This is a genomic window from Arthrobacter sp. TE12231 (genome assembly GCF_054062895.1).
In genome coordinates this window covers 700,444-712,986 of the sequence record NZ_JBSSFS010000001.1, presented here as the reverse complement: position 1 = coordinate 712,986, position 12,543 = coordinate 700,444, and the positions used below count along the sequence as shown (strand labels likewise).

The following is a 12,543-nucleotide window of genomic DNA, read 5'->3' as shown; positions in this document are numbered from 1 at the left end:
TCACGAGCGGCCGGACTGTCGCGTTGCACCCCGGCGACGTAGCCTAGCGAGCATGGAAGACCCCTACGATCTTCAACGGTTCGTAACTGCCCAGGACTCCGGTGGAACGTACGGGCATGCCCTGGCGGAGCTGAGGTCCGGCACGAAGGCGAGCCACTGGATGTGGTTTGTGTTCCCCCAGCTCGCCGGGCTGGGCCACAGCGAGACCGCCCGCAGGTACGCGATCGCATCGCTGGACGAGGCGCGGACTTATTACCGGCACGCGGTCCTGGGCCCGCGCCTCGTGGACGTCGCCGCCGCTGTGGCTGCCGTACAGGGACGGTCCGCGGTGCAGATCTTTGGAGGCATCGATGCCCGGAAGCTGCACTCGTCCATGACTTTGTTCCTGCGGGCCGCCCCCGGTGAGACCGTGTTCCGCGACGTCCTGGACCGTTACTACGACGGTGCCCCGGACCCCGCGACGAACCAGCTGCTGGACGGATAGGGAGCCGGCGGGCACGGCGGGGCTACCGACACATCCTGCCCCGGGCACGGCTAGGTGTCAGCCGCCGCGAGGGCCGTGATCATCCGTTCCATGCGGGCGACGCCGGCAAAGCGTCCTGCGTTGTCCGTGACGAGCAGGGGGTCAAAGCGGCTGTCCCGGGTCCGCGTCATGGACCGCGCCAGTGCCTCGCTGAGCGGTGTGTCCAGGTTGACCCGCATGCCAGGGCTCACCATCCCCAGCGCCGCCGCCGAGGGATCGAGCACCGCGACGGGCCGCCGGCACTCCCCCATCAGCACAACCGACTCCAGGGCAGGGTTACCGTCAAAGGCGGCGGCCGCCGTCGCCGCGCTCGTGGCCGTCGTCGCCGGTTCCACGATGTCGCGGATAATGCTTTGGTGCGTCACGGGCGGTCTTGACGCCAGGCGGTGGGCGATGTCAAGGTCCAGCGCTTCCCACGCCGGCCCCGGTCGGGCCAGGCAATACCCCTGCACCAGGGGAACGCCGAGGGCGGCAAGGGCGTCCAGTTCTTCCACCCGTTCCACGCCCTCGGCCAGGATCCAGGCATCGACGCGGCTGGCAAAAGTTCCGAGCATGGAGATCAGGGCGCGCTTGGCTTCGTCGCGGTCGACGTCCTGGATGAGCTCGCGGTCAATCTTGATCAGCGAGGGCCGCAGGGCAAGGAGGTGACGGAGCCCCGCATAGCCGGCTCCGGCGTCGTCGACGGCGATCAGGGCGCCTGCGGCGCGCAGCTGGTTGAGGTCAGGTTCCAGCTCCAGATAGGAGTCGATCGGTGTTTGCTCCGTGAGCTCAACCACGAGTCCGCCAAGGTTTCCCTGATCGCGCCAGATCTCGCGGATGCTCTCCGTCAGGAGCAGTTCAGGTGAGACGTTGAGCGTCAGGAAGCAGTTTGGCGGCAACGTGGGACGCGCCGCGAGCGCTGCCCGCAAGGCTGCGGCCTCAAGCTCGGCCGCGTGCCCGTGGGTGCGTGCGGCGGCAAACCACGCTTCAGGGTTCTTTTCCGCGAAACCCGGAAATCGCGCCAGGGCTTCGTAACCCACCACTGTGCCGCGGGCGGTGTCAACAATGGGCTGGTAAGCCGCGGAAAGGCCTTCGCCGCGGCAGGCGGCCGCCAGATGCTCTTTCCAGCCCGGGGCGGCCCCGGCGCCGGGCGGGAGGCCGCCTGCCGCGTGAATCAACTAACTGGGACGATGGCTCTGTGGACGGACTGCACGACGTCGGCCGGCAGCTCCTCCAGGCCGTGGGCGGTCGCAGCGTGGGCTGCCACATTGACCAGAATTTCATCATCCGTGCTGCACACCCAGCGGGCTTCACAGCCGGGAACCACATCACCACAGGCAAACGACTTCACGTCAGCTCCTTCTTCTTCGACAGCGAACCCGACAACCCTACGATGCCCCCGCCCGGAAAACTGAGATTTGGCTTGCAGAAAAGCCGGGTGTTTCCGGTAATCCATCGCTGGCCGCCAGGGCTTCGGCGGCCACGGCGGCCGCTTCGATCCGGGCCCGGTGAACAGCCCACCCTTCGGGGGTGCGCGCCGAGAGGTTCGGGTCATCCGGGCGTTGGCCGGCGCTCCCGTCGATGAGCTCACGAAGGATGTCCGCGTGGCCAAGGTGGTGGGCGGTCTCGACGCACATGTGGACGAGGATCTGGTGCAGGGTCACGTGCTTGCGCTCGTCCGGCCACCAGGGCACAACGCCGGGCGCGTCTAGGGCAAGGTCATCGATCGTGGCGTCGCTGTGCGCGGCAGCGAACCGGTGCAACTCCACGATCTGCTCCCGTGTCTCGCCGGGGGCAGCCCACATGTCGGCATCAGGCTCTGCATCGTCGGCAAGCCACGGCAGCTCCAGGCTGCCGGGCCGGCCGAAGACCTCGCCAAAGTAGCCGAATTCGACGCTGGCCACGTGCTTGACCAGGCCCAGCAGGTTGGTGCCGGTCGGAGTGAGCGGCCGGCGCACGTCGTACTCGCTCAGGCCCTCAAGCTTGCCGAGGAGGTCGGCGCGTCGAGTGCTCAGGTAACGGTGCAAGATCGCCTTATCGTCCATGACGGGCACTATACCTAACCCGGTCAACGGGCCCACCGGAAAACAGGTTTCATCAAACGTATGGAATAATCGGCGGCAGCGGGCCTCGGGGGGAGGCCCCGAATGACAGGACACCAACGTGAGTCACGGTCCCGGCGCCAGTCGTCTCGTGCCCGCCGCTGCGATTCTTGCCGCATTCTTGGCCGGTTTGCTGACCGCGTGCGGTTCCGGTGCGGACGCGTCCGGAGGACCCGCGGCGGGGCGGCCGGCGGCCGCGGTGCCTGCATCTCCGGCAGCCTCCCCGTCTCCGGCGGTCCTGCCGGGGACAACGGAGATGAACGGTTACTTCCTGCCCATGCGCTATACGGCCGCCGACAGCGACACCTGGGAGGGCATCGCCGCCCACTTCCGGATGACGCCCGAGATCCTCAGGAGCTTCAATGAACCGGTGCCGCTTGCCGCTGGGCAGGTGGTCGATCTCCGAGGCGTGGACGTCCCGCAGCTGGGGGCCGGCGGCCACGTCACCGGGCAGGACGGCCAGGGACGCCTGCTGTACAGGACGGTCCCCGGGGACACCCCCTCGGGCATCGCGAGCCGCTACGGCGTCCCGCTCCATGCACTGCGGATGGCCAATCTGGACTTGCTCACCGGCGGCGAATGGATTCCGCCCGCCGGTACAACGGTGACGATCCCGAATGCGCCGACCGACTGAGCCACGGGTTTCGGAGGTCCGCGGATCCGCAGGCCAAGAAAGCGTGGACGCTAACGTTTCAGCGTGGCCTCCGGGCTGGATACCCTGCCGGCTGCATAGGTGCTGGCAGCCTGCATGGTGTCGCCCGCTACGAAACGTCGACGAACACCGTCCGTGATCGGCGCGACGTAGAGCTTCTTCAGGGTTGCACTGCGGTCCTCGTAGTACGCGTAGGCTGTCCCCCAGGCGAACGAGCGGAAGCCCTCGAGCCCCGAGTCGCACAGAGCAACATAGTTCCCGGCCGCGTTCCAGGCGTAGCACAACTGGTACGGGAGCTTGCCGAGTTGGCCGGCAGGCGCCTTGCCGATGTTCTGGTCTGCGGTCCAGGTCTGGTTGGCCCCCACCCAGGACACGCGTTCGAGCGTGGTCGGCCACATCACCATGTACGGGTTGTAGTACCAGCCGTCGGTGACCCAGGTGATCTTTCGGTCCACGTGCAATCCTCCCGTTGCGCTCATGCTGTAGACGACGCGCGCGGTTCCGACCTTGCTCGCGCTGCCAGGGTGGTACAAATCCGACAGCCGCTCGATCGTGAACCCGTTCGAGGTGTAAATAGAGCCAACGGGCGGCGTGAGAGTCTTGGCATCGGCGTAGACCGTCCATGACGTTGGGCGGTCGTAACCGTGTTGGTTGCCGATGTAGGAGTCCGTCCCGCCAATGTCAACGCCCAAGGCGTATTCCCAAGCTGACGGGTCACGAGTTCCAGAGCCGCCCAGCTGCTCATCAAGGACCCACGTCGTCTGACTGTTCGGGGTCGGGTGGTCGCGGCCGATGGCAGCTACCGTCATGTGGGGCCCCGGCGCCCCTTCAGGGCAGGAGCGCAATGTGTCCGACTGGTCGAGCATCACACCGTAAAAGTCCATGGTGCTACCGACGTCAGTAGCGTTCGTATTGCCGATACGGAGAAGCATGCTGACTGTCCCGGCCGGGGGTGTTGCAGTTACCGAGGTGCGGACAAAGGTGGATCCGGTGATGGTGGGCGAGTAGGAGCTGTTGCCGACTACCGCGCCGCCGGAGTCGAAAAAAACCATCTGCAGGGATACCCCAACAATTCCAGCCGCCCGAAGATAGGCAGACATCGTGTACGCCACACCGGGAATGACTGTTATGCGCGGCGTAATATCCACCCGCTGGTTGTGGATGCCGGCGGCACTATCCGTAACAGTCAGTCGGAAGTATGCGTTGCCCTGGGCCGGGGTACCGCCTGCCCCCTTCGACACTGCTGCCCGGGTTGCTGCGCACCCCGAAAATTCCACCTCGGCCGACGAACTGCCAACCAGATTAATGGGGATGGAACCGGCCCTCTGCACGCCAGTCCCCAGAACGGTTACGGTGTAGGTCCGCTGAGCGTCGAGGTTTGTGGACAGGACCACGTCCGTGACGGAGCTTGCGCCGTATGTGTGCTGGTTTACGTAATAGGCGCTGGATCTGATGTTCTCCGCGTCGATATCGCCCTGCGTGACCAGCCTGGCCTCCAGCATCGCCCTTCCCGACAGCAGATCAAACGGTGTATGGGTGGCGCCCAGATCATCCACCATTCGGACTTCGGCAATCCCGTTCGACGAGTGCGCGGTGAAGCGCAGAAGGGCGGCACGGCTGCCCAACGGCAAGGTGAATCGGGCGTACTCGCTGCGGGTCGCGGCCCGGCGCCCGGCCAACGGTGCGGAGTCTTCCCAGCTCGCACCGTTCCACGTCCAGCCCGCCTCGTCCCAGTTCGTATACAGGCTCGCGCGGTAGGCGGCGAAATTGTTCAACTGCACGAGTTGCCGTGCCTCGGCGCCGCCGTCAGCGTTTGGGGAGTTACTGAACGTATGGACCATCCACCGCAGCGGATCCAGCTGGTAGCCCATCCAGTACTTGTACTTTGATGTGCGACGGAGGAAGCACTTACCGGAGGGCATGGGTCGGGTGCGTGACAGCAGGTTGTGTCGCAGCGGGTCCAAGAGTTGGACGAGATAGTTGTCCTGCTGGGCTTTTTGGGCGTTAGCGGAGATGACGCCACTGCCGTGGCGGAGTACTTCGTTATCGTCAGGCCTTTTGGAGCCTGGCAGTGTTGTCTCTGTCCCCAATGGAAGTCCTCTGCGTGATTCGTGGTGAGCCAGTCTTCGTGTTGCCTATTCTGCCTCTCCTTGGGACTGACCCGGGCCACGCCGGCCCGGGCCACTCAATGGCACGCGAATCTCGGTGGAGAGAACCGGGAAGGTCGCAGATGAGGGAATGAATCCTCATTGCGTCGCAGGTCAGAGGCCGCCCCTGGAAATTCAGGGGTTCTTGTGGTGAAGGGCGGGCGCCGTCGCCTGGGCGCAAATTCCGACAACGGGCCCCTGGCCTGCCATCGTGGAGTAACGTGTGACTCAACTCACTAGGAGGGGTTCACATCAGCTACAAGTATCGAACCGTCAGAGTTCGCGGCACCGACATGGTTGGAACCATTGCGCGAAAACACGGGAGCGCGCCCGAGATATACGAAACGTCCAAAGACCCGAGCACTTCTGTAGTTCCGGTGTTCTTCCAGGCAACGGGCGAGGTCCGCTTCTTTGACCGATCCGTGCTGGAGGACGTACCCAAGGCCACCGACCAGCAGCCGTAACGCATCCTCACGAAGCAAGCCGCATGTGGTGGCTTGTGGCCTGTTTCACGAGCAGTCGCGCTCACAAGGCGCCCACACACCATGCCCGGGAAATGACAAAGGGCTCTACTTCCTTGCTATTGCTAGGAAGTAGAGCCCTTTGCTTGGGTGGCAGATGAGGGATTCGAACCCCCGTAGGCGTTGCCAGCTGATTTACAGTTGTCACAGCCGAGTGGGCACCAGTTGTCAGAAGTGGCCTAGGGCGGCTTGCATCCAGTGATTTCCCCGGATGCAAGCCGCTCTCTTAGTCACCTTTTGTCCCCAGCAAACGCCTCTTCCCCCACAAATCCCCAACAGAACATCAGAGCTTCACGGGGCTTCGCGTCACCTTCGCCTTGCTTTCACGCCCCTGCTTGGAGAACAGTCCGTTGATCATGAAGGCCGTGACGAGTAGACCCGCTGCAGTAACGGCTCCGGTGTACGCCATCACCCACATTGCAGCAGGGTGCTCGGGCCGTGCAGAAAACAGGGCACAGGCGATCGCGCCGATGACCATTAGGCCGTATCCCCCAAACAGAACGGCCCTTAGAAAACCGCCATAGTCGTCCACGATCTCTTGCAGCATTTGGCCCTTCAGCGAAAGCACGGCCGTTCCAGTCAGAGAGAGCCCACTTGCCACACCACTTACCTGAGCCACGTTCGTCAGGCCCGTTTGTATGCCGGCAACAGTTATGCCCTCCAGAAAGAAGACAACCAGCAGAGCACCACCTGCTCCGACTGCGACAAGGATGGCGAGGAGCAGGATGACAAGGCTCTTGGTCTCGGCTGCCGGAACTTCATTGCTAGTCATCAGTTCTGCCCCTCTCGCTTCTATTCGATCTTGGACCTCAGTCGAACTAGATCTTTTCTATCGTTACAGAACGCACTGACAATCTCGCTGATTGCCGTAGAGGCTTCGAAGGATCTTGTTGCACCCGGCGCGAGGGCGACCTTCACCTTTCTCGTCAGCCGGTGGTGCAGGAGGTCAATCTCGTCGGCCGGGACGTCTGCACCCTGATCTTGAGCGATCGTAACTTGGGCTTTCTGGACTGAGCCCTCCAGATCCCCGAATTCCCGTGAGAACCAATCAAGAATTGCCTCTTCATCGCCCGGTGCGCTCTGGCCTGCAACACGGCTGACCTTGATTTCGATACGAAGTGCACCGACCGCAGCCTGCGGACGTCCAAAGATGCGGGCGAGACCGGATGCGTCGCGGACGTTGTTGCCGAACAGACCCGCGAAGGCCATCGAACGCAGGCCAGTGGCTGTCCTCAGCCTGTTTGCCTGCTGCTTGTCGATGACTGGATGCACGGCCCACGAGAATTCCGGATCGTCTGGATCCAGCATGCCCGCGCCTTCCATCGTCAGGGTCAGCCACTCCGCGAATGTCCTCGCCCTTGCTGCTGACACAGACTCGGCCATAACCCCGAAGATGTTGCCAAACGGCGCGAACCAAACAAACAGGTTGTCTACGGGTTCCCATCCGTCGCCAGCCAAACCCAGCGGCTGCTGATCCCCGCTTTCGGTGTTCAGCTGGTTGGGGACGAAGTCCTTGCCGCCCGCGAGGACAATGCCGTAAGTGGTGGTGTCGTCTGGTACCAGTATCCCGTCTTCGAGATCACTTACCGCGAGACTTTCCTGCCACGCGTTCGACACGGGAAGGGCGCGGATAAGACCGCTCTGCTCGCGTCCGTCGACAGAGTAGACATGCTGAGATCCGTGTAGCTTCCCCAGGACGCTAAACCAGTCCACTTCCTCGACCGCCGCACCACTTCTACCGTCGACCAGCCGCCACCACTGGATGGTGCGGGGAATCTTTTCCCTGATTTTGGCCATCTGTGCCCCCCCTACGTGTTATAGCTCGCCAGGGGTACAGCCATGCTCGACCCCCACCGAGTCATTCTGTGTCAGTGTTCAGTTCGAACACTGACACAGAATACAGGCCACTTAAGATAAGAAGGTGCGTGTGACAGCAAATGCAGGTGTAAGAACCGACCTTGGCAGCGCGGACTACAGCCACCCCCGCACCGCACACAGGCGGTACAGCTGCAACGCCCTAGGGTGCTTCTCCTCGGTCCAGCCGAAGCCGCGGTAGTCCGGATCCGTCATCAGCTGCCGAAGCGCTGCCCGCTCCCCTTCGCTCACCGTCCGGTGCTCCGTGAGCATGTCCATTGCGAAGGTTCCCACCCGCATCAGCTGGTAGACGTGCCCTTCCAGCGCTTCCCGGGTCTTGCTGCTGGTCAGATACAGGAGGATGCAGTTCCGGGTCAGCACCCCGATTTCCCCATAAGCTGCCTCCCAGTCGAACGGCTCCCGGCGCTTGGGGCCTTTGATCTTGGCTTCCAGCTGGCCTACCCGTGCCTTGCGTCCCATGCCCATTTCTCCTGTTCCTGTTGTTTGGCGATCTCTTCCAGCCGGGTCAGACGCTGGTCCAGGTCATCCCCCGCGATCCGGTGCCCAAGTTCCACCAATTTCGACGCGGCCCGCAGGCGGACGTCTGCGGACCTGCTGGCCATCAGACGGACAAGAACCGCCACAGCCTCCTGCTGGGCTGAGAGGACCGCGCTTACCGCTTGCTGGTGCGTCTCGCGTGACAGCCGCCGGTACTCCTCCTGAAACTCCGGCTGAGCAAGCCAGCGCCGGAGCGTGGAATGCCCTACGCCGGCACTCTGGGCAGCTGTCCGGAGGTTCGGCGTGACCAGCAGGGCCGTGAGCGCTGCCCGCTGTCCCCGGCTTAGACGCTCATTCGTGCTCATTCGAGCTCCGCACGGTCACAGATGCCACCGGGCACCGCCGGGCCTCCGCTGCTGTGCGGCCTCTTCCCGGGTCATCCCGTCCGGTCCGTCCGGTCCGCCCTTCATCGGCTGGTGGAATCCGTCACGGGGTCCCCCGTCGATCCACTCCGTTGCGGGCGGGAACGGTTCGAGGAGATCCGCCCCGGTCACAGCCTCCAGCAGGTCCGCTGCAGTGATCGTGGTCCGCATGCGGCCGCTTGCGGGTTCCCATGGCCTCTGGCCTCCGGAGCGTTCAGCAGCGGCCCGACAGTCCCTGACCAGCTGCAGCCAGCCGTTCCATTCCGTGAGGATCGCGCCAGTTGCGCCGAGTGTGGTCGCGTGTGTCCGCTCGATCAGGTCAGGGAGCGCTGTCCGGTACGCAGTTTCCGCTTTTCCGCGCTGTTCGGCCAGCAATCGCTCCTGCCATACGGAAACCTTTTGGCGGGCGGTGATGGCCCGGTGCAGCACTGCATGATGCTGGGGCATCTCCACGGGTGCCGGCGGCGGTGGTCCCGGCAGGAAGAGCCGCAGGCATTCCGCTGTTTCGGCCCGCCATGCCGTCAGCTCCTCCTCACGCTTGGCCCGCGCCGCGTCGATTGCCGCCCGCGCTGCCCTCTCCCCCGCGTCGATCCGCTCTTGCTCTTCGATCGCCGGGGCCAGAATGTCTGCCCGTACCTGATCAGCGGTCAGCGGTGCCGTTTTCGGGCTCACGCGTCCTCCTCCGTGTCAAAGCTCTTGGCAATGGCACGGTCCAGCGCGTCCATGCCAAAGGTGTCAGCAGCCGCCGCGGCTTTGCCCTCCTTGGCTGTCGTCCGGGACGGGATAGCGCCGTGCTTGCTGGCGGCCGCCATTTCCAGCCGCTGCAGCTGCGCCCGCTGCCTAGGTGTCCCATAGGTGTCGATAGTCCAGGCGGCGCCCGATCCGAGCGGGCCTCGCGGGTCTGCTCCGCTGGCGATCACGTCTTGCAAAACGTCAAATGCCATCACAACGGCAGTTTCGGGAGTGGTCATGATGATGATTCCTTTCGAGGATGATTCCCACCCGGGCGGGCGGGAGTCGACGGGGTTACCAGCCGCTGAGTCCGGAGAATGCTTCTGAAGGCCAATCGTTCCGGGACGCAGGAGCAGTGCGGCTATGACCTGTTTTCCTTTGGTTTAGCTGTTTACTCTGTTTGGGTGACACGGGTGTCAGGTCTGATGTCACCCCTGATGTCACCCCTGATGTCACCCCTGATGTCAGGTCTGGACCTGTCACCGATGACACCTCTGGACCTGTCACGGGTGACACGTCTGCGGGGAAGATGACCAGATCCCAGACCATCGGCCGGTACTGGGGCGGAATGCCGGAGGCCGCCGCCTGATTGCCCCGGCGTATCAGCCCACGGCCTTCCAGTGCGGAGATGGTGCGGCGCACTGTTCGTACATCAACCCCGCACAGTTCCGCGATCGTCGGGACGGACGGGAAGGCGTTAGTCCCGTCCTTTCCCGCGTGGTCAGCGAGGCACACCAGAACTAGCTTCATCGTGGGATGCAGCCCGGTTACGTGCTGCATCACCCGCGTTACCGCCTGCCCGCTCATGGTCCACCCCGGCCGATACCGGGCACGGCGTCAGGCTCCGGTAGCGCTGCGGTCTGCTGTGGCTTCGAGCCCCAGGACTCGCAAGAGTCCGGTCTTTGGTACGCGGATAGCGCGGCCAGCCTTCACCACGGGGCAGGGGAAGGCGTTCGCCTTCACCAGCCGGTAGCCCGTGGCTTGGGAGATTCCGAGGGCGCTACACGCTGTCTCCAGCTGTATTGACGCTGGCAGGGACATGACTTCATCTGTGCTTAGTGGTTTGCTCACCTTCTCAATTGTGCCCCGCTTCTGTCAGAAGTAGACTGTAAATATGGCAAGCCAACCGGACCAGTTATCCGGACGGCAATTTAATCCGGAAGGTGACATGCACGAGCACAAGATCAAGGTCCCGGTAGGCGGAGAAAACCCCAGCACCTTCGAGGAATGGCAGACCACCGTCGACCGGCTGGGAATGGAACCGGACGCCGCAACGGCCATGCTGGACCTCGCGTCGATCTCCCACGATGAGACGGCACCTTGGGAGGCCACAGTGACCTGGGCGCTCGACGGCGAAACGGCAACACCGATTGCCGTTGAACTTCGGTCCCGTAACGGCCAGCCGGTCACCCCGGAGGCATGGCGCACTGTGAAGGTCGCGGCGGTTATCGGGGAAACCCGTAACCGCCTCAATTGGATTTACGGCCGCGTCTCTCAGGTCTTGGAGGCCGAGGGGAATCCGGAAGCGGCCACGACGGCTCAGGTCTACGCGGACCCGCTGGCGGATACCCCGAGGCGGGGACGGCGGTCCATTTATGACGCCGCCCATTTTGCCCGCGTGGCCGGACTCTACAACGCCGCGGCCAGTTCCGGAGATACCCGCCCAGTCCGGACCGTCGCGCACCAGCTGGCTGCAAGCATGGAAGACCCACAACTCACCAAAGACAACCGCGTAAAAGCATGGGTCAGGGAAGCCCGGAAACGCGGACTCATTCACGGCGAAAGGAACAACGAAAATGGCTAAGGCGGCAGGCGTTTACCAGAGGTGCACCAAGGAATGCCCGGCCCGGTGCAAGCGGCACAAATGGGCCTTCAGTGTTGAGTTCCCTCCCGGTCAGGATGGGAAGCGGCTCCGCATTGCCGAGTCCGGGTTCCCGGATCAGGAGACGGCAAAGGACGCCCGTACAAAGGCGATCCGGGCGCACAAGGAAGGCACGCTGGAGGCTGACCGGCGGAAGGAAACCGTGGGCCAGTATCTGGAGCGTTGGCTGACAGCGAAGGAATCTGCCAAGACCATCCGTGCCGCGACCATCCGGTCCTACCGCGGGCACTTGGACAACTACCTGATCCCGAACCTAGGCGGCCTCCGGCTGTCGGACCTGAAGGCTTCCCATATTGACGCCATGCTGGTCAAGGTCCGGAAGGCCAACACAGGGAAGCCCCTGAATCAGCAGGTCAGCGCGTCCACAGAGCGGCGGATCGTTGCCACGCTCCGGTCAGCTCTTCGGGATGCCCTCAGGGCGGGCCAGATCCACCGGGACCCGACAATCGGTGCCCATGTCTCCAAGGAAGCGGCGGAGCGGAGGGACGTGTGGAGCCCGGAAGAGTTCGGCCAGTTCCGGGGCTGGATGGAAGCCCAGGAATCGGGTCACGCGGAACGCCTCGCTCCGCTGATCCTGTTTGCGGTGGGCACGGGCATGCGGCTTGGGGAAGTCTGCGGGCTCCGCTGGTCAGACGTGGACCTCGCGGCCGGGGACCTGACCGTCCGGCAGCAGGCACAGCTGCAGGGCAAGGAAGTGCTGTTCCAACCGGTCAAGACAAAGGCCGGGCAGGACCGCTGGGTACCACTCGCGGGCTGGGTGCCGGACGTGCTGAAGGCGTGGAAGGTCCAGCAGGGACGGGAACGCCTGATCGCCGGGGAGGCGTGGGCCAATGACCGGGGACTGGTCTTCACAGACGCGCTGGGAGCCCCGCTGATCCCCAATAACGTGTCAAAGACCTTCGGGCGCATGGCCGAACGCGCGGGACTGCCCAAAGTCGTGTTCCACAGCCTCCGGCACTTGGCCGCAACGATCATGCTGCAGAACGGTCTGCCGCTGCCCGTGGTGTCCCGCATTCTCGGGCACTCCACGATCACCGTCACGTCGGACCTGTATTTCGACGTGGTCAAGGATCAGCGGCTGAAGGATGACGTTACCGCGGCCTATGCGCGGGCCTTCAGCGCCTGATTCTGGACGCTTCCCCCACAAGTTCCCCAACAAATAGGCAAAAAGAAGACCCGTCCGGACCTCCGAAGAGATCCAAACGGGTCTAAATTCCCCGGAAATCCGGGA

15 protein-coding genes are annotated in these 12,543 nt (G+C 63.8%); 4 read left to right on the top strand and 11 right to left on the bottom strand.

Going from position 1 to position 12,543, the window contains the following annotated elements:
- Positions 1-52: 52 nt before the first annotated feature.
- Positions 53-484, top strand: a complete 432-nt coding sequence (locus tag ACVWYS_RS03220) for a DUF1810 domain-containing protein (protein ID WP_456509342.1) — start codon at positions 53-55, stop codon at positions 482-484.
- A gap of 50 nt (positions 485-534) precedes the next feature.
- Here ACVWYS_RS03220 and ACVWYS_RS03215 read toward each other — a convergent pair whose 3' ends face one another.
- The 3 genes from ACVWYS_RS03215 to ACVWYS_RS03205 are packed head-to-tail and all read right to left on the bottom strand — an operon-like array spanning position 535 to position 2,547.
- Positions 535-1,680, bottom strand: a complete 1,146-nt coding sequence (locus tag ACVWYS_RS03215) for an EAL domain-containing protein (RefSeq protein ID WP_456508404.1) — start codon at positions 1,678-1,680, stop codon at positions 535-537.
- On the bottom strand, positions 1,677-1,853 hold the full coding sequence (locus ACVWYS_RS03210; protein ID WP_116765177.1) for a DUF1059 domain-containing protein: 177 nt from the start codon (positions 1,851-1,853) through the stop codon (positions 1,677-1,679). The genes ACVWYS_RS03215 and ACVWYS_RS03210 overlap by 4 nt, the downstream gene beginning before the upstream one ends.
- A 37-nt stretch (positions 1,854-1,890) precedes the next feature.
- Entirely contained in the window at positions 1,891-2,547 is a 657-nt protein-coding gene (locus ACVWYS_RS03205) for a DinB family protein (RefSeq protein ID WP_456509341.1), read from the bottom strand.
- A gap of 313 nt (positions 2,548-2,860) precedes the next feature.
- Between ACVWYS_RS03205 and ACVWYS_RS03200 the strand changes: the two genes are divergently transcribed.
- Positions 2,861-3,238 carry a LysM peptidoglycan-binding domain-containing protein gene (locus ACVWYS_RS03200; RefSeq protein ID WP_456508403.1) on the top strand — a complete coding sequence of 126 codons (378 nt, stop codon included), beginning with the start codon at positions 2,861-2,863 and terminating at the stop codon, positions 3,236-3,238.
- 50 nt (positions 3,239-3,288) lie between these two features.
- Here the strand turns inward: ACVWYS_RS03200 and ACVWYS_RS03195 are convergent, their stop codons facing one another.
- The 8 genes from ACVWYS_RS03195 to ACVWYS_RS03160 all read right to left on the bottom strand — a co-directional run bounded on the left by ACVWYS_RS03195 (position 3,289) and on the right by ACVWYS_RS03160 (position 10,210).
- Positions 3,289-5,127 (bottom strand): hypothetical protein, encoded by a 1,839-nt coding sequence (locus tag ACVWYS_RS03195; protein WP_456509340.1) that lies wholly within the window; start codon positions 5,125-5,127, stop codon positions 3,289-3,291.
- A 1,080-nt stretch (positions 5,128-6,207) separates the two neighbouring features.
- Positions 6,208-6,696, bottom strand: coding sequence for a hypothetical protein (locus ACVWYS_RS03190; protein WP_456508400.1), 489 nt, complete (start codon positions 6,694-6,696; stop codon positions 6,208-6,210).
- A gap of 20 nt (positions 6,697-6,716) precedes the next feature.
- Complete coding sequence (locus tag ACVWYS_RS03185; RefSeq protein ID WP_456508399.1) at positions 6,717-7,721, bottom strand: hypothetical protein; 1,005 nt, start codon at positions 7,719-7,721, stop codon at positions 6,717-6,719.
- A gap of 174 nt (positions 7,722-7,895) precedes the next feature.
- Positions 7,896-8,258 carry a hypothetical protein gene (locus ACVWYS_RS03180; protein WP_456508398.1) on the bottom strand — a complete coding sequence of 121 codons (363 nt, stop codon included), beginning with the start codon at positions 8,256-8,258 and terminating at the stop codon, positions 7,896-7,898.
- Positions 8,237-8,641 carry a hypothetical protein gene (locus ACVWYS_RS03175; RefSeq protein WP_456508397.1) on the bottom strand — a complete coding sequence of 135 codons (405 nt, stop codon included), beginning with the start codon at positions 8,639-8,641 and terminating at the stop codon, positions 8,237-8,239. The genes ACVWYS_RS03180 and ACVWYS_RS03175 overlap by 22 nt, the downstream gene beginning before the upstream one ends.
- Positions 8,642-8,656: 15 nt before the next feature.
- Positions 8,657-9,370 (bottom strand): hypothetical protein, encoded by a 714-nt coding sequence (locus ACVWYS_RS03170; RefSeq protein WP_456508396.1) that lies wholly within the window; start codon positions 9,368-9,370, stop codon positions 8,657-8,659.
- Positions 9,367-9,669: a hypothetical protein gene (locus tag ACVWYS_RS03165; RefSeq protein ID WP_456508395.1), complete on the bottom strand. Its 303-nt coding sequence runs from the start codon at positions 9,667-9,669 to the stop codon at positions 9,367-9,369. The genes ACVWYS_RS03170 and ACVWYS_RS03165 overlap by 4 nt, the downstream gene beginning before the upstream one ends.
- 55 nt (positions 9,670-9,724) lie before the next feature.
- Positions 9,725-10,210, bottom strand: a complete 486-nt coding sequence (locus tag ACVWYS_RS03160) for a helix-turn-helix domain-containing protein (RefSeq protein ID WP_456509123.1) — start codon at positions 10,208-10,210, stop codon at positions 9,725-9,727.
- Positions 10,211-10,598: 388 nt separating this feature from the next.
- Between ACVWYS_RS03160 and ACVWYS_RS03155 the strand changes: the two genes are divergently transcribed.
- The gene (locus tag ACVWYS_RS03155) at positions 10,599-11,234 is read left to right on the top strand and encodes a hypothetical protein (RefSeq protein ID WP_456509339.1); all 636 of its coding nucleotides are present in this window, start codon (positions 10,599-10,601) and stop codon (positions 11,232-11,234) included.
- Positions 11,227-12,438 (top strand): tyrosine-type recombinase/integrase, encoded by a 1,212-nt coding sequence (locus tag ACVWYS_RS03150; RefSeq protein WP_456508393.1) that lies wholly within the window; start codon positions 11,227-11,229, stop codon positions 12,436-12,438. The genes ACVWYS_RS03155 and ACVWYS_RS03150 overlap by 8 nt, the downstream gene beginning before the upstream one ends.
- Positions 12,439-12,543 lie beyond the last annotated feature (105 nt).